This is a genomic window from Tepidiphilus olei (assembly GCF_006980705.1).
Lineage (GTDB): Bacteria > Pseudomonadota > Gammaproteobacteria > Burkholderiales > Rhodocyclaceae > Tepidiphilus > Tepidiphilus olei.
The window spans coordinates 117,085-138,442 of sequence record NZ_SBHO01000004.1 but is presented as its reverse complement, the minus strand read 5'-3'; the positions used below and the strand labels follow the sequence as shown (position 1 = coordinate 138,442).

The window sequence follows — 21,358 nt, the reverse complement described above, 5'->3', positions numbered from 1 at the left end:
TCATGCCGATAAAATTTTGCGTCGAACTCTCCGGCCCTCTGGCCTGTTTCACGCGACCCGAGATGAAAGTCGAACGCGTGAGCTACGAGGTCATCACGCCATCGGCCGCGCGCGCCTGTTTCGAGGCGATTCTATGGAAGCCGCGTATCCGGTGGCACATTCGCCGCATCGAAGTACTCGAACCGATCCGCTGGACGAGCATCAGACGCAACGAGATTGCAAATGTCGTTGCATTGGGTACCGTCGAAGAGGCGATGAACTCCGGCATGGGGATGCTCGCCCAGTACGTCGACGAGGAACGCCAGCAGCGGGCGGCCCTTCTGTTGCGCGACGTCGCCTACCGCATCCATGCCGAGATGGAATTCCTGCCGCATCGCCATGCATATCGTCGGCTTGGCGACTCCCGAGACATCGCTTTGACATCGCAGGATGACGAGACGCCGCAGAAATATGCCGAGATGTTCATACGCCGCGCCCGAAAGGGGCAGTGCGTCAATCAGCCTTATCTCGGGACGCGCGAATTCGCTGCTGCTTTCCGGCTCGTAGAGGATCCAGACGATGAGCGGACACGCCGCCCTCCCATCGACGAGACCCGCGAACTCGGTTACATACTATACGATCTGGATTACAGCGATCCATTCGATCCGCAGGCGATGTTTTTCAAGGCGCGGCTCGTTCGAGGCGTCCTCGAGGTTCCCGCGAGGGATGATCCGGAGGTGAAAAGATGATTCTCCAAGCGCTCGACGCCTATTACCGCCGCAAACAGGCCGATCACGATCCGGCCAAACGACTGCCGCCCTATGGGTTCGAAGAAAAGAAAATCCCCTTCATCCTGGAGCTCGCTCGTGACGGCACCCTGGTGCAGATCAGCGATACTCGCAGCGGCAGCGGCAAAAAGAAGACGGCCACTCGCTTCCTCGTTCCCATGGCAGCGAAGAAGACTTCCGGCGTGGTCGCCAATCTGCTGTGGGATACCGCAGAATACGTACTTGGCATCGATACCCGTGACGATCCCGAGCGTGTCGCGCGACAGCACGAGGCGTTCCGCGCCCGTATTGAGGCGCTGCCAGAGGAAGTAAAAAGCGATCCCGGAGTTGCTGCGGTGCGTGCTTTTCTTGCTCGACTCGATCCCGATCGGCTCGACGAACGCCTCGCCGCATTTCCTGCTTGGGAGGAAATCAAACGCATCAATCCATATCTTGGCTTCCGTCTTCAAGGGGACGTCGAGCTCGTATGCCAGCGCGCGGCCGTCACTGCCATAGCCGGCGATGTCGGTGAAGAAGAGACGCAAGAGAGAATCTGTCTGGTGCGAGGCGAATCCGCCGCTTTGGCCCGACTGCATCCCCCCATCAAAGGGGTATGGGGTGCTCAAACGAGCGGTGCGAACATCGTCTCGTTCAATCTAGATGCTTTCAATTCCTGGGGTAAAAGCCAAGGGGTCAATGCGCCTGTCGGCAAACCTGCGGCCTTTGCTTACACGACGGCATTGAACCATCTTCTGGCTGGAGAATCGCGGCAGCGTGTCCAGGTGGGAGACACCGCGATCGTCTTCTGGGCAGAGGAGCCGCACGAGCTCGAAGAATGCCTCACCGATCTCTTCGGTGAGCCGGTTCGCGATGATCCCGACCGGCAAACCGAGGCGGTGCGTACCATCTATGAGGCGATCCAGCGGGGGCGGTTTGCCGTGGGCGAGGACGATACGCGCTTCTATGTACTCGGTCTCGCACCCAATGCTGCTCGCATTGCAATCCGGTTTTTCGAATCGGGTACGGCCATGGAGCTTGCGCAGCGCGTCCGCCAGCATTTCGAGGATATTGGGATCGTCCACAAGCCAGGCGAGCCCGAGTACCTCTCCCTTTTTCGACTCCTTGCTTCGTTGGCCGTGCAACGCAAAGCGGACAACATTCCACCGCGGCTGGGAGGAGAGCTGGTCCGTGCGATCTTCGAGGGGCTGCCCTATCCCTATGGGCTCCTCGTGCTCGCCGTCAACCGCTGCCGCGCCGAGCGCGAAGTGAACTATCCCCGTGCGGCGCTGCTGCGTGCGTTCCTCAACCGGCGCGCCCGCAGGTCTACCTTTCCCATCAAGGAGATCCCACCGATGCTCGATCCAGACAATCCCAATGTCGGTTACCGCTTGGGGCGGCTCTTCGCGGTGCTCGAACGCATCCAAGAAGAGGCAAGCCCCGGGCTCAATGCCACCATCCGCGAGCGCTACTACGGTGCTGCGAGCAGCACTCCGGCTGCGGTATTTTCCACCTTGCTGCGATTATCCACTCATCATCTAGCCAAGCTCTCCGAGGGCAAGGCCCGTTGGTACGAAAGGGTCATTGGGGAGATCATGGACGGATTCGATCCGTCGGACTTTCCGCCCAGGATCCTCCCGCTTGCCGAGCAGGCTCGCTTTGCATTGGGATACTACCAACAGCGTCAAGCTTTCTTCACCAAGACAGCCAAAGAACCTTTTGAATCTACGACGACCCCTGCTGAGGAGTAACGCATATGAGCTTGGAACACCGCTACGACTTCGTCTGGATTTTCGATGTCAAGGACGGCAACCCCAACGGGGACCCCGATGCCGGCAACCTGCCTCGCATCGATGCCGAAACCGGTCATGGTTTGGTCACCGATGTCGCACTCAAACGCAAGATTCGCAATTTCGTGGCCATGACCCGCGATCAAACCGAAAATGCGCCTCAACCTGACGAGAAGCGCTATGAAATCTATGTGCGCGAGAAAGCCATCCTCAACCTGCAAAACAAGCGCGCCTATGCCGCACTCGGTATAGAGCTCCAAGAGGATGCTGCCGAAAACGAGGAGGGCAAGAAAGGCAAGAAGAAACGCAAGGGCGGAGGCGACGCCGTCGAGCGAGCCAGGCGATGGATGTGCCAGAATTTCTTCGATGTGCGCACGTTCGGGGCAGTGATGTCCACCGGCGTAAACTGCGGCCAGGTGCGCGGACCAGTGCAGTTGACGTTCGCCCGCTCGGTCGAGCCCATCGTCGCGCAGGAACATTCCATCACGCGTATGGCGGTTGCCACAGAAGAAGAGGCGGCAAAGCAGCAGGGAGACAACCGCACCATGGGGCGCAAGCATACCGTGCCGTATGGACTCTACGTCGCGCATGGTTTCGTCTCGGCGTTTCTGGCCGACCAGACCGGTTTCGATGAAGATGACCTCCAGTTGCTGTATCAGGCGATTTGTCAGTCCTTCGAACATGACCGCTCGGCTGCCCGAGGCGAGATGGCCACGCGCGCCCTCATCGTCTTCGAGCACGAATCCAAACTCGGCAACGCGCCAGCGTACGCACTCTTCGAACGCATCCAGATCCGGCGTAAGCCGGGTGTGGAAGTGCCGCGCGCTGTCGAAGATTATGATATAAAAATAAATGAAGAAGACCTCCCTCCGGGCGTGCGTCTTCTGCGCCTTTGCTAAAGTGCGCGGCGCCTCATCATGTCGGATGACGACGAGCCCTTGGCACTCTCCGCCCTGCAGCATTGGGTCTATTGTCCACGGCAGTGCGCCCTGATTCACCTTGAGCAACGCTTCGAGGAAAACGTCCATACGGCCCGTGGACGGGCAGCGCATGCACTCGTCGACCTTCCCGGTGCAGTGTCGCGTCAGGGGGTACGCAGCGAACGGGCCTTGCCGCTATGGTCGGAGCGGTTGGGGCTGGTTGGCAAGGCCGACCTCGTCGAGTTTCACCCCGACGGCCAAGTTTTCCCCGTCGAATTCAAGTACGGCAGAAAACGCGGCCGTCTCGCCGACGAAGTCCAGCTTGCCGCGCAGGCGATGTGCTTGGAGGAAATGCTCAACGTTTCCGTGCCAAGGGGTGCCATCTATCATGTGAGCAGCCACCGCCGGCGCGAAGTGCCGATCGACGAGACTTTGCGCCGCCGGGTCGAGGAAACCGTCGCCGCCGTGCGACAAATGCTTGCCAGCCGCACTTTGCCTCCGCCGCTGTTCGATGCCCGCTGCAAAGAATGTTCCTTGCGCGAGCTCTGCCAGCCGGAACTGGGCGCCGATCGGGGTCTTTTTCACAGAACACGGTCGGTTTTGTTCCAGCCCGAAGAGGAATGAGCGATGTACCGCCTGCAGAATACCCTTTACGTCATGACGCAACCGTCTTATCTGCGCCTCGACAACGGTACGGTGCGCGTGGAGGTGGAGCAGGAGAAACGGCTGCAAGTCCCGCTGCACCATCTCGGTGCCATTGTCTGCTTTGGCAACGTGATGGTATCGCCAGCATTGATGCATGCCCTGGCAGAGGCCGGAAAAAACCTCGTGTTACTCGACGAACACGGCCGGTTCAAGGCTCGCCTCGAAGGGGGCGTTTCGGGCAACGTGCTATTGCGCTTGGCTCAATTTTCGGCCGCCACTTCGCCAGAGAAGACCCTTGAACTCGCCCGTTCGTGTGTTGCTGGTAAACTGCGCAATGGCCGAACCGTGATTCTGCGCGCTGCGCGTGAAAACGAGTCCGAGGCAGAACGGCTGGAATTGCAACGCCAGGCCGATGCTTTGGCGGCATCGCTTCGTGCCGCGGCCGTGGCGCACGATCTAGACGAACTGCGCGGCATCGAGGGAGAGGCTGCACGCGTTTATTTCGCTGCTTTGAACCTTGCCGTTAAACCGGCCCAGCGAGAACGGTTTCGCCTCGACGGCCGAAGTCGCCGTCCGCCGCGGGATCGATTCAATGCCCTGCTTTCTTTTCTCTATGTACTTTCGATGAATGACTGCCGCTCGGCTCTGGAAACCGTCGGGCTCGATCCACAAATCGGCTTTCTGCATGCCTTGCGCCCCGGGCGTGCAGCACTCGCACTCGATCTCCAAGAGGAGTTTCGCTCCCCTTTATGCGATCGTCTGGCGCTGACCCTGATCAATCGTGGCCAGCTGAGCAGCGGCGATTTCATCGAACGGGACGGGGGATCCATCTTCCTTACGGACAAGGCGCGGCGTACCGTCGTGCTGGCTTGGCAGGAGCGCAAACAGGAAGAAATCACCCACCCTTTGCTCGAACAGAAAATGCCGCTCGGACTTGTTCCTCTCGTCCAAGCGCGGTTGCTTGCCCGGGCGGTACGTGGTGAAGACGAATGCTATCTGCCTTGGATGGCCCGTTGAAGATCATCATGCTCGTTATCGTCGCCTATGATGTTTCAACTGAAACTTCCGCGGGCCGTCGTCGCTTGCGCCGTGTCGCCAAAGTGTGTGAGCGTGTCGGACAGCGTGTGCAGAAATCACTTTTTGAATGCCGTGTCGATGAAGTGATGTTTGAAGCGTTAGAGCGGCAGCTGATCTCTGAGATCGATCCGAGCGAGGATAATTTGCGCTTTTATCGAATTATTGAACCAACCAATGTCCATGTGAGGGAGTATGGTTGCTTTCGTGCCACCGATTTCGAAGGCCCGTTGCTGATCTAATGCGCGAACCTGAATCACCCGGAAAAATCGGCGGGATTCGCGCAAGAGATGAATCGGCTTTGTCGCCGTAAACGTTCTTTTACAACATGAATGTTAAATAAATATTTTTAGTTCGCGTATTGTTTAGGAAAATTGTAATTTCGTCAAGGAGTTAATAGAGTAGAGCTTCGCCCGGCTGAAAAGCCGGGCGTGGGTTGAAACACGCCGTTGGCGGTTTTGGCTTCCTCGGCCCGCCCGCTTCGCCCGGCTGAAAAGCCGGGCGTGGGTTGAAACCAGGCCTTCAGGAGCGCAAGGGCCGCGCCGTCGCGGGCTTCGCCCGGCTGAAAAGCCGGGCGTGGGTTGAAACGCCGGCACCGGCACACGGGCGTCAGGTCTGGCAGGCTTCGCCCGGCTGAAAAGCCGGGCGTGGGTTGAAACCAGAACAACGCGGGGCTGTGGACGCCCATCCGCGGCTTCGCCCGGCTGAAAAGCCGGGCGTGGGTTGAAACACGCACATCAGCACGCCGCGTACTCTGGCCACGGGCTTCGCCCGGCTGAAAAGCCGGGCGTGGGTTGAAACTTCTACAAACTCATCGGCCACGCCAAGGTGCAGAGCTTCGCCCGGCTGAAAAGCCGGGCGTGGGTTGAAACCAACTAAAGTGCCAGAGCTATGTCGCGCACGGTATGCTTCGCCCGGCTGAAAAGCCGGGCGTGGGTTGAAACCCAGTAGTCCCGCTGCGATGGCAGAATGCGCCCGTGCTTCGCCCGGCTGAAAAGCCGGGCGTGGGTTGAAACATGGTGGCGGGCGCCGCCAAGGCCGACCTGCTCGCCGGCTTCGCCCGGCTGAAAAGCCGGGCGTGGGTTGAAACATGGTGGCGGGCGCCGCCAAGGCCGACCTGCTCGCCGGCTTCGCCCGGCTGAAAAGCCGGGCGTGGGTTGAAACGAGTCCTACCGCATGCGCGACGGCGTGACGCCGTTGGGCTTCGCCCGGCTGAAAAGCCGGGCGTGGGTTGAAACATGTTCTCCGCGTACAACGGCGGACTTGGCGGACTGCTTCGCCCGGCTGAAAAGCCGGGCGTGGGTTGAAACCTTTGTCGGGATACCAGTCGGCCAGCCAGCGCGTCGCTTCGCCCGGCTGAAAAGCCGGGCGTGGGTTGAAACTCCATCGCGCGCGCCGGGCCGCGGGTGAAAACCTCGATCGCTTCGCCCGGCTGAAAAGCCGGGCGTGGGTTGAAACGCCTCGCGCCGGGGATGATCGTCGATAGCCTCATGCCGCTTCGCCCGGCTGAAAAGCCGGGCGTGGGTTGAAACGCCTCGCGCCGGGGATGATCGTCGATAGCCTCATGCCGCTTCGCCCGGCTGAAAAGCCGGGCGTGGGTTGAAACTAGCCAGAACAATGGCCAATCGGCCCCGTGCTGCTGCTTCGCCCGGCTGAAAAGCCGGGCGTGGGTTGAAACGCGCTAGACGCCAACAACAACCCCGTGCGCGTCGATGCTTCGCCCGGCTGAAAAGCCGGGCGTGGGTTGAAACCTGTTCTACGCAGGATCGGATGAGCCGGACGACGGCTTCGCCCGGCTGAAAAGCCGGGCGTGGGTTGAAACGTATCGCTAGTGCCTCAGGGCTGCTGGCGTACTGGGGGCTTCGCCCGGCTGAAAAGCCGGGCGTGGGTTGAAACGCCGAACGTGCTGCCAGTCTGTCGCGCGATGCGGGCTTCGCCCGGCTGAAAAGCTGGGCGTGGGTTGAAACAGGTGCGGGATACCAACCGCTCTCCGTGGTGGTGAAGCTTCGCCCGGTTGAAAAGCCGGGCGTGGGTTGAAACATGCGCGCCTCCATCCCGCTTTGCGCCGTACGCAGCGGTGCGCTTAGCTGGTCTGTTAATCTCGCAGCAATCGACAGGGTGGCAGGCATGCTTGAATCGATCCTCTCTTATGCCAACGATCACGCTTGGGCGGGCTGGATGTTGGTGGGACTGCTGTTTGCGCCGCCTATACTGATCAGCTTCATCCAGGGGGAGCGTGGCATTTCGCCTATCGGCACGATGTTGGGTTGGTGGGCGCTTGTTTTCATCGTTGCCCTCGTGTTAGCTTAGCCGCCGCGTGCGCTTCGCCCGGCTGAAAAGCCGGGCATGGCTTGAAACGTGCCAAACTCATGATAAGCGGCGTAGGGCTTACCAAATCCCACTGCAGCCTCGAAGGGGTCGGCTCGGTGCGTGCGCGAATTCAGCAGCTCGCCCGTACGGTAAAGGATGCTGCCGCGCCCCTTCTTGGCGCGCGGTGGTTGGTTTCAAGGGCGGCCAGGGTCGGCCTGCTATGCGCGCCATCGGTCAGGAGATGGGGGCGCGCATCGCGCAGCGATTCGAGGCCGAGCGCGACCCGGCAGGCCGTGTGTTCCCCGCGTGCGCGGGGATGAACCGGCCATGAACGCCTGCGTCGATTGCATGGTGATGCGCTGCGCCGACTGCGACAGGCCAGGTAATGCGTAAGCCGCCGCATGCGCCGCCGCGCCAATGGCAGCGAGCCTCTCGATGTGTCCAATCGCGCCTTTGAGTGGCGCGCTGAACCGATCGGTTAGGCTCAGCGTGACGCCGATTGCCATGCCTCTCATCGACATGACAACCACCCCATGCCATAAAGTAAACATGACAGCCACCTCATGCTATAAGTAAAATAAGTAAATATGGCATCGCTGATTCTTTCCTTGCTTGCCGCCGCACTCGCCTGTGTGCCGGTCTTGCTGATATGGGATACGTTTACCGCACTAATGGCTGTCTGCGCGCTCACGCTCATGCTGTGGCCGCTGCTGGCGCTTGTGCACGAATTGACCGAGGCGTTCATCGTCGGTATCGCTCGGCTCATCCGCCGCTGCGCGCCTTGAGCGCACGCTCGGCGCGCCGAACCTAGCCTACGAACTCGTTTATCTCTATCGCGCGTCCGAGCTCTGGCGTCCAGTGGTAGGCCAGTGCCTCGAGCCCGTCGATCGGCGCGATCACGCGTTTCCCAGCATTTCGGCCACGGCGCCGAGATCTTCAGGTCGCCAACTTCGGCCGGTTTCCATGAGTCGGGCTCGAAAGAGAGCACCGTGCGCAGCACTTCGACTTGCTGAAAAGCCGGACGTGGATTGAAACCGGGCGAGCACAGCGAACGCCAAGCGCACAGCGCGGTCGTCTATCTCGACGCGGATCATCGACCATTTCCATCGGCGAGCGTCTGCGCCAGCAGTCGTTCCGTCTCGTCGAGCTCGCGCTGCCATGCCTCGCGACTCACCGGGTTGCCGCTCAGAGCCGCCTGATTCCGGCAGTATGCCGCCCACTGCACGATCTCGCGTCGAGTCGAGCACGGTGTGAGCGGAGAATCAATCAGGACGAATCCAATTTTCATGTCATGCTTCTGACTGCAGCATGGACTCATTTGAATTCCTCCTCCAGTCTTCGGTGTCCGGCGCACTTTCAGCATATTCCTTTAGATTGTGCCGCCAATCCCTGAAATCATATTGGAATGATAAATAGGATTCATCGTCACGCAGACTCGGGTTCCAAAGAGCAAATTTGAGCCATACTATTGCCTCATGGATACCCTTCTCGCCGTCTTTGCTCTTCTTCTTGTCGCGATCGCTGCTTGGCTGCTGGCGCCAGCGCTGCCGTGGTGGGGGTTGATTCTCGCTGGCGTTGCGCTCGTTTTGCTCGTTCCTGCAGGCGTTGGCGTCGCCGCCGGGATCATTCAGAAGCGTTTTTGAGTTTTTGCGCCCAAGTTCACAGGATCCTCGGTCGCGCGAGCGCCGTTGAACTGGCCGGGAAGGTTCTCGAGGCGTTGCCTCGCCGGTTTTCACGCCAGAACGGCAGCCATTACCACTGTTTCTTCCACGGCACGGACTTCCTTGAACCGGCCGTGGCCGGGGAGGGGTTTTTCCTCGACCACGAGCAGCCCCGTACGGGCGAGCTCATCGACGTCACGCTTGACCGCGCTGCGATCCCGCCCCAAGCGTCGGGCAAGGTCGGTGAGCGAACCGGGGCGTTCCTTGGCGGCGCGAAAGAGAGCGATCTTGGCCGCGGTCATGAGTCGGGCGAGATCGGCAGGATCTTCGAATGCGATGATGCGTTCGCTCGGCAGGGTGCCACCCTCGTCGGCGAGCCGGGCGAGATGGCGTCCCCGCTGGAAGAATGCCTCGACGGGTTCGGTTTTCAGGATTGTTTTCATGTCTTCTGGCTCAGGGTGAACAACGACCTCACCGCCCCCACCACCACCCCGCGGCAAACGCTGCCACCCAGAGCAGCATCCACACGAGCCGCTCGCGGCGGCGGCTGGCCGCTTCGCGTTCGGCGCGGCGCTCGCGCAGTTTTTCCCGTTCGCGCTCGGCCAGGCGCTCGCTGAGGTCGCGGTGGACGAGGCGCGGCAGCTGCGGCAGGATCTTCGCCCATTGGGGGGCTTCTTCTTCGAGCTGGCGGCGTAGCGCCCGCCAGCCGACCTGCTCGCTCATCCAGCGCTCGAGGAAGGGTTTGGCCGTTTGCCACAGGTCGAGCTCGGGGTCGAGCTGGCGGCCCAGACCTTCGATGTTCAGCAGCGTTTTTTGCAGCAGCACGAGCTGGGGCTGCACTTCCATTTCGAAACGGCGGGCGGTCTGGAAGAGCCGCAGCAAGGTCTTGCCGAAGGAGATGTCCTTGAGCGGGCGGTCGAAGATGGGTTCGCACACGGCGCGGATCGCGCCCTCGAATTCGTCGACGCGCACGTGCGGCGGCACCCAGCCGGCTTCGAGGTGGGCGATGGCCACGCGCCGGTAGTCGCGCTTGAAGAAGGCGAGGAAGTTCTGCGCAAGGTAGTTCTTGTCTTCGTCGGCGAGCGTGCCGACGATGCCGAAATCGAGCGCGATGTAGCGTCCGTCGTCGGCCACCAGGATGTTGCCGGGGTGCATGTCGGCGTGGAAGAAGCCGTCGCGGAAGACTTGGGTGAAGAAGATCTCCACGCCCATGGCCGAGAGGCGTTTGAGGTCGATCCCCTTGGCGCGCAGCGTCTCGATCTGGGAGATGGGGGTGCCATACATGCGCTGCATCACCATCACCTCGCGCCCGCAGTAGTCCCAATAGACTTCGGGCACGAGCAGCATGTGGCTGCCGGCGAAGTTGCGCCGCAGCTGCGAGCAGTTGGCTGCCTCGCGGATGAGGTCGAGCTCGTCGTGCAGGGATTTGGCGAATTCCGCCACCACTTCGCGCGGTTTGAGCCGCCGGCTCTCGGGCCACAGCGCTTCGAGGAGCCGCGCGGCGGTGTCCATGAGCGCGAGGTCGTGCTCGATCACCGGGGCGATGCCCGGGCGCAGGATCTTGACGGCCACCTGCGTGCCGTCGAAGAGTTCGGCGAAGTGCACCTGCGCCACCGAGGCCGAGGCCACGGGGTCGCGCTCGAAGCGGGCGAACACGGCCTCCAGCGGCTTGCCGTAGTGCGCTTCCAGCAGCGCGCGGGCTTCTTCGCTCGGGAAGGGGGGGACGCGATCCTGCAAGAGCGCGAGCTCGTCGGCGATGTCGGGCGGGATGAGGTCGCGGCGGGTGGAGAGCATCTGGCCGAACTTGACGAAGATCGGCCCGAGCGATTCGAGCGCCCGGCGCAGACGCACGCCGCGGGGCACGGCGCTGCGCCGCCAGAAGAAGAGCCGGCGCCACCAGCGCGTCAAACGCCCCGAGGTGTCGGCTTGGGCAACGATCTCGTCGAGCGCGTAGGCATAGACGATCCAGAAGATGCGAGTCAGGCGCAGCAGGCGCACGGCGGCGACGTTCCACGGGTTGGCCAACATCCAAGATTAGCGCAAATCGGCACGTTTCGGGCAGAGGGGAGGGCTATAATTGCAGTTTGACGATCGCAGAACCGAGTCATGATGAGCCAAGATCCCTCCGCCTTGCCTGTATCCGATCCCAAAGTGCTGCTGGCCGCGCTGCTGCGCCAGGCGCTGATGGCGGTGTTGCCGCAGTACGCCCATCTGCCGCTCACGCTCGAGCGTCCGAAAGTGGCGAGCCATGGCGACTGGGCAAGCAACGTCGCCTTGCAATTCGCCCGCCAGATCAAGCGCAATCCGCGCGAGCTCGCCCAGGAGATCGTTCGCGAGATCACGCCTCATCCCTGGGTGGCCAAGGTGGAGGTGGCCGGGCCGGGGTTCATCAATTTCACGCTCGCGCCGCTGGCGAAGAATGCGGTGGTGCCGCACGTGCTCTCGCGCGGGGCGCGTTACGGTGCAGGCGAACCCACGGGGCGGCGCATCCTGGTGGAGTTCGTCTCGGCCAACCCCACCGGGCCGCTGCACGTCGGCCACGGACGTGGTGCGGCCTATGGGGCGGCGCTCTCCGACGTGCTCGCCTTTGCCGGCCACACGGTGGAGCGCGAGTATTACGTGAACGACGCGGGTCGCCAGATGGACATCCTGGCGCTCTCCACCTGGTTGCGTTATCTCGAGCGTTTCGGCGTCGCGGTGCCTTTCCCGAGCAATGCCTATCAGGGGCGCTACGTCATCGACATGGCGGCGACGATCGCCGAACGCCATGGGGATCGTTTTGCCCGGGTGCGCGTCGAGGACGTGCTCGAGGGGACGCCGGGCGAACCCGATCCCGAGCGTACCGACCCGCAGGCCGCGGAGCAACGCGAGCGCCATCTCGATCGGCTCATCGCCAACGCCAAGCGCCTGCTGGGCGAGGACTACGCCTGGATCCACGAGTTCGCGCTCGCCGAGCAGCTGGGCGATTGCCGCGATGACCTGGCCGAGTTCGGCGTGCGTTTCGACCGGTGGTTCTCGGAGAAGAGCCTCTACGATACGGGAATGGTCGAGCGGGCGGTGGAGACGCTGAAAAAACGCGGCTACCTCTATGAGCAGGACGGCGCCTGGTGGTTTCGTTCCACGGAATTCGGCGACGACAAGGATCGCGTGGTGCGCCGTGAAAACGGTAGTTACACCTACTTCGCCTCCGACATCGCGTACCATTGGAACAAGTACGAACGTGGCTACGATTTGATGATCGACATCTGGGGGGCGGATCACCACGGCTATATCCCGCGCGTGCGCGCGGCGATCCAGGCGCTCGGGCTCGATCCGGAGAAGTTCGAGGTGGCGCTGGTGCAGTTCGCCGTGCTCTATCGCAATGGCGAGAAGGTGTCGATGTCGACGCGCGCAGGCGAGTTCGTCACGCTGCGCCAGTTGCGCGCCGAGGTGGGCAACGACGCCTGCCGTTTCTTCTACGTGCTGCGCAAATGCGACCAGCACCTGGATTTCGACCTCGATCTGGCCAAGAAACAGTCGAACGAGAACCCCGTCTATTACGTGCAGTATGCGCACGCGCGCATCTGCTCGGTGTTGCGCGAGTGGGGCGGGACGATCGAAGATTTGCGCGAAGCGGACGCGTCCTTGCTCACGAGCGATGCGGCGCTCGATCTGTGCGTGCGCCTGCAGGCATTTCCCGAGGTGGTGCAGACGGCGGCCAGTGAGCGCGCGCCGCACCACATCGCGTTCTATCTGAAGGATCTGGCATCGGACTTCCACGCCTGGTACAACGCCGAGCGTATCCTGGTGGAAGAAGAGCCATTGCGCCTGGCGCGGCTGGCGCTCGCGGCGGCGGTGAAAACGGTGCTCGCCACGGGTTTGGGGCTGCTCGGGGTCTCGGCGCCGGAGTCGATGTGAGGAGGGGGCCATGATCGAGCCGGGGGTTTGCCGTCGCCGTCGAGCGCAGCGGGCTGGAAGTGGAGGGCGCTTGGGCGCGGGCGGCGGTACGGCGTTGGGTTTGTTGGTCGGGCTGGCCATCGGGGCGCTGATCGCCGCGGCTTTTGCCTGGTGGTTTACGCGTACGCCGCCTTTCACGACTGCGCCCACCAGGGACACGGGGCAAGCCGCTTCTGCTTCCAGTGGGGCGGTGTCCGATATGAAGTTCGATTTCTACAAGACGTTGACCGGAGAAGCGAACGGCACGACGAAAGAGCCGGCAACCATAGTGCCCGAGCCGCCTCGGGTGGCGGCGATTGCGCCCGAGCCCCCGCCGGCACAGACGCAGGAGCGGCTTTTTTGGCAAGTGGGTGCTTTTGCCAACGAGCGGGAGGCGAGCCGGGTTCGCGCCGAGCTGGCGTTGGCGGGGATCACTTCCACGGTGGAACCGGTGCGAATGCCCGATGGTCGTACGCTCTATCGGGTCCGCGCCGGCCCCTACCGCAGTCAGGACGAAGCGCAGGTGGCGCGTGCTCGCTTACAGGCGGCGGGCTATTCCCCGACGCTGGTTAGATGAGGAGCGACGAGAATGATGAAAAACGGGGGTATCGACCGCAGACGGTTTCTCCAGGCTCTGGGCGCGTTCGCTTTGGCCGGGGCTGGCAGCGTGCAGGCACGGCAGGGCAGGACCCATTTGGAACTTTCTCCGGCGCAGCCCACCCTGGCCGGCAAGATCGAGGTGATCGAGTTCTTCCACTATGGCTGTCCGCATTGCCGCGATCTCGATCCGCTGGTGGAACGGTGGAAGAAAACCTTGAGCGAGGACGTGGCGTTTCATCGCTCTCCCGTGATCTGGGGGCAAGGAGCACTCGCGGGGCTGGCGCGACTGTACTTTTCGCTTGATGCGACCGGTCAGCTCGAGGCGCTGCACTCGAAAATCTTCGCCGCGGTGCAGGACGAGCGGCGTCTCGTCTATGACCGCGACGGCGCGCGGGCCTGGGTGCAGGAAAACGGCGGCGACGGCAAGGCGGTCTACGAGGCCTGGACTTCTTTCGGCGTGGAGACGCGCGTGAAAGAAGCCGATGCGCGGGCCCGTGCCTACAAGATCGACGGGGTGCCGACCCTGGCGGTGGGTGGGCGCTATCTCACGTCCGCCTCGCTCACCGGCAGCCACGAGGCGGCGCTCGAGGAAGTCGACCGGCTGATCGCCCGGCTGCGCCGCGGCTGACGAGGGCCCGCTTTCGTGGGAAAATCCAATCTTTCCCATGAACGGGGCGGGGCGCATCGTCCTGCCGGCGACGAGGATCCGAATCGATGGACGTATTGGAGGATTTGCGCGCGCGCGGACTGATCGCGCAGACGACCGATTTCACGGCGCTGCAGCAGCGCCTGCAGGAAGGCCGAATCACGCTCTACTGCGGTTTCGACCCCACCGCCGACAGCCTGCATCTGGGGCACCTCGTGCCGGTGCTGGTGCTTCGCCGCTTCCAGCAGGCAGGTCACCGGCCCATCGCGCTGGTGGGCGGGGCGACCGGCATGATCGGCGACCCGAGCTTCAAGGCCAACGAGCGCAAACTCAATTCGCTCGACGTGGTGGCGCAGTGGAGCGAGCGCATCCAGCGCCAGCTCGAACCCTTCCTCTCCTTCGAGGGCGGCAATCCCGCGATCCTGGCGAACAACTACGACTGGTTCGGCCAGATGAACGTGCTCGACTTCCTGCGCGAGGTCGGCAAGCACTTCTCGGTCAATGCCATGATCAAGAAAGAGGCGGTGCAGCAGCGCTTGGCGCGCGACGAGGTGGGGATTTCCTTCACCGAGTTTGCCTATAGCCTCTTGCAGGCCTACGATTTCGTCGAGCTCTACCGCCACCATGGTTGCCTGTTGCAGATCGGCGGTTCGGATCAGTGGGGCAACATCACCGCCGGTATCGACCTGGTGCGGCGCTTGTGCCGCGCCGAAGTCTATGGGCTGACGCTGCCGCTGGTGACCAAGGCCGACGGTACGAAGTTCGGCAAGACCGAATCCGGCGCGGTGTGGCTCGACCCGCGCAAGACTTCGCCCTACAAGTTCTATCAGTTCTGGCTCAACACGGCCGACGCCGACGTCTACAAATTCCTGCGCTACTTCACCTTCCTGTCGGTCGAGGCGATCGCGGCGATCGAAGAGGAAGATCGGCGGCGCGACAAGCCGCAGGCGCAGCGGGTACTCGCCGAGGAAGTGACCCGGCTGGTGCATGGCAGCGAGGCCCTGCGCGCGGCCGAGCGCATCAGCGCGGCGCTCTTCTCCGGCTCGCTCGAGGCGCTCACGGAAGAAGATTACGCCCAGCTCGCGCTCGATGGCATGCCCACGGCGGCCTTGTCGCGCGAGCAGAGCGGCCTGGTGGATGCGCTCGTGGCCGCGGGGTTGGCGAAGTCGAAGAGCGAGGCGCGCACGTTCCTCAGTAGCGGCGCGGTGGCGGTCAATGGCGTGAAAGTCACGGCGCTGGACGCGGTGATCGGCGACTCCGACCGGCGCTTCGGCCGCTACACGGTGCTGCAGCGCGGCAAGAAAAACCACTGTCTGATCGTCTGGGGATGAACCTCGCCACGGTGCTCACGCGCGCGGCCACCGGCGTCGAGACGGCGCGGGTGGCGGTGGAGGTGCATCTGGCCAACGGCTTGCCCGCGTTCAACCTCGTGGGTTTGCCCGATGCCGAGGTGCGCGAGGCGCGCGAGCGCGTGCGCGCGGCGATCCTCACCGCCGGGCTGGAGTTTCCGCCGCGGCGCATCACGGTCAATCTCGCCCCGGCCGATCTGCCCAAGAGCGGCGGGCGGTTCGATCTGCCCATCGCGGTGGGCTTGCTCGCGGCGAGCGGTCAGGTGCCGCCCACGGCGCTCGCCGATCACGAATTCCACGGCGAGCTGGGGTTGGACGCGAGCGTGCGGCCGGTGCGCGGCGTGCTTGCCGCGGCCTTGGCGGCGCGGCGCGAGGGTCGGCGCGTAGTGGTGCCGCGCGCGAACGCCCATGAGGCGCTGCGCGTCGGGGCGGAGACGGTGGCGGTGGCGTCGCTCGCCGAGCTCGTCGCCTGGCTGCGCGAGGGACGCCTGCCGGCGCCGCCCGAGCCGATGGCAGAGGTGGCAGGCTCCGCGTGGCCGGACCTCGCCGAGGTCAAGGGTCAGGCCGGGGCGCGACGGGCGCTGGAGATCGCCGCGGCGGGCGGTCATTCCCTGCTCCTCTACGGACCGCCGGGCACCGGCAAGTCGATGCTGGCACAGCGTCTGCCGGGGATTTTGCCGCCGATGAACGAAGAAGAGGCGATCGAGACCGCGGCGGTGTGGTCGAGCGACGGGCGTTTCACGCCGCACCTGTGGCGCGTGCGTCCTTTTCGTGCGCCGCACCACGGTGCCTCGCCCGCGGCCATCGTCGGAGGGGTGGGCAGCGGCGGGGCGGTGCGACCCGGTGAAATCTCGCTCGCGCACGGCGGCGTGCTCTTTCTCGACGAATTGCCCGAATTCGAGCGCCGGGTGCTGGAGGCGTTGCGTGAGCCGCTCGAAACGGGGCGGGTGGCGGTGGCGCGGGTGAAAGAGCGGGTGGAATACCCCGCCCGTTTCCAGCTGGTGGCGGCGATGAATCCTTGCCCCTGCGGCTACCTGGGCGATCCGTCCGGGCGTTGCCGCTGCACGCCGGCGCAGATCGAGCGCTACCACGCAAAGCTCTCCGGGCCCTTGCTCGATCGCATCGACCTGTGGGTGGAGGTGCCGCGCCTGCCGCCGGAGACGCTCGCCGCCGCCGCGGCGGGGGAACCGTCGGCGAAAGTACGGATGCGGGTGCTCGCGGCGCGCGAGCGGCAACTGGCGCGCCAGGGCAAGGAGAATGCGCGTCTCTCCGGCAGCGAACTGGAGACGCACGGCAGGGCGAGCGAGCCGGCGCTGGCTTTGCTCGGGCGCGCGATCACGCGGCTCGATCTCTCGGCGCGGGCCTACCACCGCATCCTGCGGCTTGCGCGCACCATCGCCGATCTGGCGGGCCATGAGACGATCGAGCCGGCGCACGTGGCCGAGGCCGTGCAGCTGCGCCGGTTGCCGTTCTAGGGGAAAAACATGACGCGCATCGATTTGCGCCACGTGCGCCGCGAACACGACCGTGACACGCTCGACGAGGATCGCATCCATCCGGATCCCTTGATGCAGTTCCGCGCCTGGCTCGATGAGGCGATCGCCGCCGGCGTGCCGGAGCCGAACGCCATGACCGTGGCCACGGTGGATGAGCGCTGCCGCCCGTCGACGCGCCCCGTGCTCCTCAAGGAGGCCGACGAGCGCGGTCTCGTGTGGTATACGAATTATCTCAGCCGCAAGGGGCGGGAACTGGAGCGGCATCCGTTTGCCGCGTTGCAGTTCTTCTGGCCCGATCTGGAGCGGGTGGTACGCATCGAGGGTCGGGTCGAGAAGGTCTCGCCCGAAGAGTCGGATGCCTACTTCGCCCAGCGCCCTCTGGCGGCTCGCCTCGGCGCCTGGGCGAGCGAGCAGAGTCAGCCGATCGCCTCGCGTACCGAGATCGTGGAGCGCGTGGCCCGCTACGGGCTCAAATTCGGCCTCAATCCGCCGCGCCCGCCGCATTGGGGCGGCTTTCGGTTGATTCCGGATTGTTGGGAGTTCTGGCAGGGAAGGCCCTCGCGCCTGCACGATCGCATCGCCTACCGTCCGGATGGCGCCGGCGGATGGACACGCCAGCGTTTGGCACCGTAAGCCATGCACGCCACTCTTCAGAGTTCGGAGAGCGGCTGGGGCTTGTGCACCGCATAGCCCTGGAGGTAATCCACGCCCAGTTCGCGCAGCGTGGCGATGATGGCGTCGTTTTCCACGAACTCGGCGATGGTGGCCATACGCATGAGTCGCGCCAGGCTCACCATGGTTTGCACGATCACCCGGTCTTCGTGGCGCTCGTGCACGTGACGCACGAATTGGCCGTCGGCCTTGATATAGTCGGCGGTGAAACGGCGCAGATAGCCGAAAGAGGACGTGCCCGAGCCGAAATCGTCGAGGGCGATCGCTGCACCCAGGCCACGCACCCGCGTGATGAAGGCCACGGCAATTTCCGGCTGTTCGATCACGGTGCTCTCGGTCATCTCGAAGACCAAGCGCTCGGGCGGAATGCCGTGTTCGTGGATCAGGGACTCGAGATAGTCGATCCAGCCTTCGTCCGAGAGCGTCTGCCCCGAGACGTTGAGGCTGACGACGTCGGCCGGCCACGGGCGATTCTCGGCGAGCCTCTGCCCCAGGTCTGCCATCACTTTGCGCACGACGATGCGGTCGATGCGCGGCATGAGCTGGAAGCGCTCGGCAGCGGAGAGGAATACGCCCGGTGTGAGCCGTTCCCCTTTCTCGGTGACCAGCCGCATGAGGATCTCGGCGTGCAGTCGACCCTCGCCCACGGGGACGATGCGTTGGGCCCAGGGTTCGAAGGCTTCGGTGCGGATGGCGTTGATGATCACCGGTAGCAATTCGATCTCACGGCGGCGCCGTTCCACCCACGGATGGGTGGGAAGGTAATTGACGACGCGGTTGCCGCCGAGCTGTCTGGCGACGTAGCGGGCGATGTCGGCGGCGATTTTCAGGTCGGCGACGGTGGAAGGGACCCGGTCGGCACGCACGAGCCCGATGCTCGCGGCCACCGTCAGGTTGAGGCCATTGTCGATGATGGGGTGCGCCAGGATCTTGGCTCCGATCTCACGGGCGAGCGCCTCGTTGGGTTCGTCTTCGTTCGTTCCCACCCAGCAGGCGGCGAATTCGTCGGCGTCGTGGTGGGCGAGCACGGCATGTTCGACGCGAGGGGGGATGATTTCCTGCATGAGGTGGGCGACGTCGCGCAGGACACGGTCTCCCGCCTCGTGGCCGCAGCTGTCATTGACGGCGGCGAAATGATCGAGATCGATGGCGCAGACCCAGATTCGCCCCGGTTCGTAGCGTTGTAGGAGCTTGTCGAGCGCCTCGTCGAAGTAGGTGTGGCTGTGCAGGCCGGTGAGCGCGTCGTATTCGACGCGACGGCGCAGTTCTTCGATCCGTGCGGCTACGGCGTCGGCGAGCGCGTTGAGGCTTTGCGCGAGCACGCTCACTTCGTCGCTGCCGCTTACCTCGGCGCGGCGGGAGAGATCGCCCGCGGCAAGCGTTTGGCTCAATTCGGCCAGGGCGACGAGCCGTCGTGCGAGCCGCCGTGCCACGCCGTCGAGCAGCACGCCACCCAGGGCGAGGGAGAAGAGCAGGAGCAAGGCGGTGCTGAGGATGAGCCGTTCGCGGCCCGTTTCCAGGGGAGTGAGCGAGATGCCGAGCACGATTCGACCAAAGGGGGGCGAGGCGCCGGACGCGTCGACGGTAATGCCGTGGTACCAAACGCGGACTGGTTGTCCCTGCCATTGCAGGCTGCTTCCATCGGATGGCAGGGACTGGACCGGATCCTGCCACCCGTAGGTGGCCACTGGCCGGTCGTCTTCGTCGAGGACGACGGCGAAGGCGACGGTCTCTCCGCCCAGCAGGGCCTGCAGCCGATCCTGCAACTGCTCGTAGTCGTGCGTGAGTAGAGCCTGGCGGGCGAGGGTGTCGATCTGGCGTGTGTAGTGCAGGGCCTCGCGCTCGGCAGCCCGCGACAGGGCCTCGTCGAGGGCCCGCCAGTGGGCGTAGGTGAAGCCGACGACGATGATGATGAGGACGGTACCGGCGGCGAGGAGGATCTGGATGCGAAAAGGGATGCGGCGTAGCCAGTTCATCGTGCAGGCTCCGGCGAGGAGGCATAGAGCCGATCCAGGATCGGCAGGAAAGGAGCCATCTCGGCGAAATCGGCCTCGGTGACCGGGACGAAGCGGCGATAGCCCGTCTCTGCGAAGAACTGACGTCCTGCCTCGGTTTCATGGAAGGAGAGGAGCGTGGCACGGAAGCGGGCGCGCAGGGCTTCGGGCAGGCTACGGCGCGCTCCCGCCATGAGATGGGGTACGTCGGGACCGAAAGGCACGGCGTGCAGCGAAGCGTACTTGGCGCGAAACTGGGCATAGACGGTGTTGGCGACGATGGCGTAATCGACGCTGCCGTTGGCGAGCGCCTGCATCGAGGCGCCATGCGAGGCAGTGAGCACGAGGGTGAAGTCGCGCTGGGGCACGAGACCGAGACGGTCGAGGGTTTCGCGGGCGACGAGCGCGACGATCGAGTCGGGGTCCCCTAGGGCGATGCGCCGCCCGCGCAGCGCTTCGGGGGTGATGGAAGGGGGCGCATCGCGCGCCACGAGGAGGGCCGAGAGGCGCACCTCGTATTTGGCTTCGAGTTCCCAGTCGTCTCGGGTGGCGAGCCAGACGGCGACGTGCGGCGGCATGATGGCCAGATCGAATTCGCCCGCCAGGAGCGCCTTGGTATAGGCATCGTAGGTGGGGCGGGTGGAGAAACGCAGCGGCCGACCCAGTGCCTGGGCGAGGGTGTCGAGCAGCCCCTTGTGCAAGGTGAGAAGGACTTCGGCCGTACGAAAAGGCTGGATGCCGAAGCGCAGGGGTTGCGCTTCCTCGGCGGCGCGCACGCCGACGATCCCGCCAATCGCAAGGCTCATCAGCGATTGCACCCAGCGACGACGGGCGAGGTTCGTGCGGGATTCCATGGGGGCTCAGGGTTTTTTTGGCCCCTCCATTCTAGGATCGATCAGGAAATTTTTCCCGGGAATTTTCCTCAACCTTGCGGTCCGCGCGATACACCGAGATCTTCGAGGAGCCCGTCGCCGACGTCGTAGATCCAGCCGTGCAGCATCGGCCCCTCGCCACGATCCCAGGCGCGGCGGATGACGGGATTTTGCGCCAGGCGTTCGATCTGGGTGACGACGTTCATGCGCACGAGGCGGTGGGTGCGCTCGGGTTCGGGCAGGGTGTCGAGCTCGGCGCGGTGCCGTAGGTAGAGTTCGCGGATGGGATGCACCCAGTGTTGCACGAGCTCGGGGGCATCGGCGCGGATGGCGGCCTTGACGCCACCGCAGTCGGAATGCCCGACGATGAGGATGTGGCGCACGCGCAGGCGGGAGACGGCGAATTCGATGGTGGCCGCGCAGCTCAGGTCGGCCGCCTGCACCTGGTTGGCGATGTTGCGATGTACGAAGACTTCACCGGCGGTGAGCCCGATGAGTTCGTTCGCGGGCACCCGGGCATCCGAGCAGCCGATCCAGAAGAATTCCGGCTGATGGATGTTTTTCAGGCGCTCGAAAAAGCGGGGGTCGCGCCCGCGCATGGCCTCGGCCCAGGCGCGGTTGTTGGCGATCAAGGCATCGATTTCGGGGGGACGGAGCATGGAGGGTCCTTT

At 64.0% G+C, this 21,358-nt stretch carries 21 protein-coding genes and 1 CRISPR repeat array; of the genes, 15 read left to right on the top strand and 6 right to left on the bottom strand.

Translation table 11 applies throughout. The annotated features are described in order from the left end of the window. Positions 1–2: 2 nt before the first annotated feature. The 8 genes from cas5c to EPD80_RS06355 all read left to right on the top strand — a co-directional run bounded on the left by cas5c (position 3) and on the right by EPD80_RS06355 (position 8,267). Positions 3–728 carry a type I-C CRISPR-associated protein Cas5c gene (gene cas5c / locus EPD80_RS06390; protein ID WP_185957727.1) on the top strand — a complete coding sequence of 242 codons (726 nt, stop codon included), beginning with the start codon at positions 3–5 and terminating at the stop codon, positions 726–728. Next, the gene (gene cas8c, locus EPD80_RS06385) at positions 725–2,494 is read left to right on the top strand and encodes a type I-C CRISPR-associated protein Cas8c/Csd1 (protein ID WP_142810374.1); all 1,770 of its coding nucleotides are present in this window, start codon (positions 725–727) and stop codon (positions 2,492–2,494) included. Before cas5c ends, cas8c begins: the two co-directional genes overlap by 4 nt. Before the next feature lie 5 nt (positions 2,495–2,499). Further along, positions 2,500–3,432, top strand: a complete 933-nt coding sequence (gene cas7c / locus EPD80_RS06380; protein WP_142810372.1) for a type I-C CRISPR-associated protein Cas7/Csd2 — start codon at positions 2,500–2,502, stop codon at positions 3,430–3,432. Between the two features lie 18 nt (positions 3,433–3,450). After that, entirely contained in the window at positions 3,451–4,077 is a 627-nt protein-coding gene (cas4, locus tag EPD80_RS06375; protein ID WP_142810370.1) for a CRISPR-associated protein Cas4, read from the top strand. Positions 4,078–4,080: 3 nt separating this feature from the next. Further along, positions 4,081–5,115, top strand: a complete 1,035-nt coding sequence (cas1c, locus tag EPD80_RS06370) for a type I-C CRISPR-associated endonuclease Cas1c (protein WP_142810368.1) — start codon at positions 4,081–4,083, stop codon at positions 5,113–5,115. An 8-nt stretch (positions 5,116–5,123) separates the two neighbouring features. After that, positions 5,124–5,414 carry a CRISPR-associated endonuclease Cas2 gene (cas2, locus tag EPD80_RS06365; protein WP_142810474.1) on the top strand — a complete coding sequence of 97 codons (291 nt, stop codon included), beginning with the start codon at positions 5,124–5,126 and terminating at the stop codon, positions 5,412–5,414. A gap of 164 nt (positions 5,415–5,578) precedes the next feature. Further along, positions 5,579–7,212: a CRISPR direct-repeat array (repeat unit 37 nt; unit sequence GCTTCGCCCGGCTGAAAAGCCGGGCGTGGGTTGAAAC). An 87-nt stretch (positions 7,213–7,299) separates the two neighbouring features. Then, positions 7,300–7,482 (top strand): hypothetical protein, encoded by a 183-nt coding sequence (locus EPD80_RS06360; RefSeq protein ID WP_142804121.1) that lies wholly within the window; start codon positions 7,300–7,302, stop codon positions 7,480–7,482. Positions 7,483–8,069: 587 nt separating this feature from the next. Then, positions 8,070–8,267 carry a hypothetical protein gene (locus tag EPD80_RS06355; protein WP_142804122.1) on the top strand — a complete coding sequence of 66 codons (198 nt, stop codon included), beginning with the start codon at positions 8,070–8,072 and terminating at the stop codon, positions 8,265–8,267. A 305-nt stretch (positions 8,268–8,572) separates the two neighbouring features. On the opposite strand, the gene EPD80_RS06350 is transcribed toward EPD80_RS06355, so the two are convergent. Further along, positions 8,573–8,770, bottom strand: coding sequence for a hypothetical protein (locus EPD80_RS06350; protein WP_142810365.1), 198 nt, complete (start codon positions 8,768–8,770; stop codon positions 8,573–8,575). A 187-nt stretch (positions 8,771–8,957) separates the two neighbouring features. On the opposite strand from EPD80_RS06350, the gene EPD80_RS11335 reads away from it, so the two are divergent. After that, complete coding sequence (locus EPD80_RS11335; RefSeq protein ID WP_185955349.1) at positions 8,958–9,125, top strand: hypothetical protein; 168 nt, start codon at positions 8,958–8,960, stop codon at positions 9,123–9,125. Positions 9,126–9,214: 89 nt separating this feature from the next. On the opposite strand, the gene EPD80_RS06345 is transcribed toward EPD80_RS11335, so the two are convergent. Both EPD80_RS06345 and ubiB read right to left on the bottom strand, forming a co-directional pair. Further along, entirely contained in the window at positions 9,215–9,586 is a 372-nt protein-coding gene (locus EPD80_RS06345; RefSeq protein WP_142804124.1) for an HVO_A0114 family putative DNA-binding protein, read from the bottom strand. Positions 9,587–9,614: 28 nt separating this feature from the next. Further along, positions 9,615–11,141, bottom strand: coding sequence for a ubiquinone biosynthesis regulatory protein kinase UbiB (gene ubiB, locus EPD80_RS06340; RefSeq protein WP_142810472.1), 1,527 nt, complete (start codon positions 11,139–11,141; stop codon positions 9,615–9,617). A 108-nt stretch (positions 11,142–11,249) separates the two neighbouring features. Here ubiB and argS point away from each other — a divergent pair, with 108 nt between their 5' ends. The 6 genes from argS (at position 11,250) to pdxH (ending at position 17,782) form a co-directional block, all read left to right on the top strand. Beyond that, positions 11,250–13,040 (top strand): arginine--tRNA ligase, encoded by a 1,791-nt coding sequence (gene argS, locus EPD80_RS06335; protein WP_221928886.1) that lies wholly within the window; start codon positions 11,250–11,252, stop codon positions 13,038–13,040. Between the two features lie 10 nt (positions 13,041–13,050). Then, positions 13,051–13,635, top strand: a complete 585-nt coding sequence (locus tag EPD80_RS06330) for an SPOR domain-containing protein (protein WP_142810363.1) — start codon at positions 13,051–13,053, stop codon at positions 13,633–13,635. Positions 13,636–13,647: 12 nt separating this feature from the next. Beyond that, positions 13,648–14,286: a thiol:disulfide interchange protein DsbA/DsbL gene (locus EPD80_RS06325; protein ID WP_221928885.1), complete on the top strand. Its 639-nt coding sequence runs from the start codon at positions 13,648–13,650 to the stop codon at positions 14,284–14,286. Between the two features lie 86 nt (positions 14,287–14,372). Continuing rightward, a complete protein-coding gene (gene tyrS, locus EPD80_RS06320) occupies positions 14,373–15,635 on the top strand; it encodes a tyrosine--tRNA ligase (protein WP_142810361.1) in 1,263 nt (420 codons plus the stop codon). Beyond that, positions 15,632–17,128: a YifB family Mg chelatase-like AAA ATPase gene (locus EPD80_RS06315; RefSeq protein WP_142810359.1), complete on the top strand. Its 1,497-nt coding sequence runs from the start codon at positions 15,632–15,634 to the stop codon at positions 17,126–17,128. The genes tyrS and EPD80_RS06315 overlap by 4 nt, the downstream gene beginning before the upstream one ends. Before the next feature lie 9 nt (positions 17,129–17,137). Next, a complete protein-coding gene (gene pdxH, locus EPD80_RS06310) occupies positions 17,138–17,782 on the top strand; it encodes a pyridoxamine 5'-phosphate oxidase (RefSeq protein WP_142810357.1) in 645 nt (214 codons plus the stop codon). 17 nt (positions 17,783–17,799) lie between these two features. On the opposite strand, the gene EPD80_RS06305 is transcribed toward pdxH, so the two are convergent. From EPD80_RS06305 to EPD80_RS06295, 3 genes are all read right to left on the bottom strand, one after another. Then, entirely contained in the window at positions 17,800–19,797 is a 1,998-nt protein-coding gene (locus tag EPD80_RS06305) for a putative bifunctional diguanylate cyclase/phosphodiesterase (RefSeq protein WP_142810355.1), read from the bottom strand. Beyond that, positions 19,794–20,669, bottom strand: coding sequence for a phosphate/phosphite/phosphonate ABC transporter substrate-binding protein (locus tag EPD80_RS06300; RefSeq protein ID WP_142810353.1), 876 nt, complete (start codon positions 20,667–20,669; stop codon positions 19,794–19,796). Before EPD80_RS06300 ends, EPD80_RS06305 begins: the two co-directional genes overlap by 4 nt. Positions 20,670–20,737: 68 nt before the next feature. Further along, complete coding sequence (locus tag EPD80_RS06295) at positions 20,738–21,346, bottom strand: carbonic anhydrase (protein WP_142810351.1); 609 nt, start codon at positions 21,344–21,346, stop codon at positions 20,738–20,740. Positions 21,347–21,358: the final 12 nt, after the last annotated feature.

Bases quoted from the DNA above. Each gene is read 5' to 3' on its own strand.
- cas5c (WP_185957727.1), top strand. From the start codon at position 3: ATGCCGATAAAATTTTGCGTCGAACTCTCCGGCCCTCTGGCCTGTTTC.
- cas8c (WP_142810374.1), top strand. From the start codon at position 725: ATGATTCTCCAAGCGCTCGACGCCTATTACCGCCGCAAACAGGCCGAT.
- cas7c (WP_142810372.1), top strand. From the start codon at position 2,500: ATGAGCTTGGAACACCGCTACGACTTCGTCTGGATTTTCGATGTCAAG.
- cas4 (WP_142810370.1), top strand. From the start codon at position 3,451: ATGTCGGATGACGACGAGCCCTTGGCACTCTCCGCCCTGCAGCATTGG.
- cas1c (WP_142810368.1), top strand. From the start codon at position 4,081: ATGTACCGCCTGCAGAATACCCTTTACGTCATGACGCAACCGTCTTAT.
- cas2 (WP_142810474.1), top strand. From the start codon at position 5,124: ATGCTCGTTATCGTCGCCTATGATGTTTCAACTGAAACTTCCGCGGGC.
- EPD80_RS06360 (WP_142804121.1), top strand. From the start codon at position 7,300: ATGCTTGAATCGATCCTCTCTTATGCCAACGATCACGCTTGGGCGGGC.
- EPD80_RS06355 (WP_142804122.1), top strand. From the start codon at position 8,070: ATGGCATCGCTGATTCTTTCCTTGCTTGCCGCCGCACTCGCCTGTGTG.
- EPD80_RS06350 (WP_142810365.1), bottom strand. From the start codon at position 8,770: ATGAAAATTGGATTCGTCCTGATTGATTCTCCGCTCACACCGTGCTCG.
- EPD80_RS11335 (WP_185955349.1), top strand. From the start codon at position 8,958: ATGGATACCCTTCTCGCCGTCTTTGCTCTTCTTCTTGTCGCGATCGCT.
- EPD80_RS06345 (WP_142804124.1), bottom strand. From the start codon at position 9,586: ATGAAAACAATCCTGAAAACCGAACCCGTCGAGGCATTCTTCCAGCGG.
- argS (WP_221928886.1), top strand. From the start codon at position 11,250: ATGATGAGCCAAGATCCCTCCGCCTTGCCTGTATCCGATCCCAAAGTG.
- EPD80_RS06330 (WP_142810363.1), top strand. From the start codon at position 13,051: ATGATCGAGCCGGGGGTTTGCCGTCGCCGTCGAGCGCAGCGGGCTGGA.
- EPD80_RS06325 (WP_221928885.1), top strand. From the start codon at position 13,648: ATGATGAAAAACGGGGGTATCGACCGCAGACGGTTTCTCCAGGCTCTG.
- tyrS (WP_142810361.1), top strand. From the start codon at position 14,373: ATGGACGTATTGGAGGATTTGCGCGCGCGCGGACTGATCGCGCAGACG.
- EPD80_RS06315 (WP_142810359.1), top strand. From the start codon at position 15,632: ATGAACCTCGCCACGGTGCTCACGCGCGCGGCCACCGGCGTCGAGACG.
- pdxH (WP_142810357.1), top strand. From the start codon at position 17,138: ATGACGCGCATCGATTTGCGCCACGTGCGCCGCGAACACGACCGTGAC.
- EPD80_RS06305 (WP_142810355.1), bottom strand. From the start codon at position 19,797: ATGAACTGGCTACGCCGCATCCCTTTTCGCATCCAGATCCTCCTCGCC.
- EPD80_RS06300 (WP_142810353.1), bottom strand. From the start codon at position 20,669: ATGGAATCCCGCACGAACCTCGCCCGTCGTCGCTGGGTGCAATCGCTG.
- EPD80_RS06295 (WP_142810351.1), bottom strand. From the start codon at position 21,346: ATGCTCCGTCCCCCCGAAATCGATGCCTTGATCGCCAACAACCGCGCC.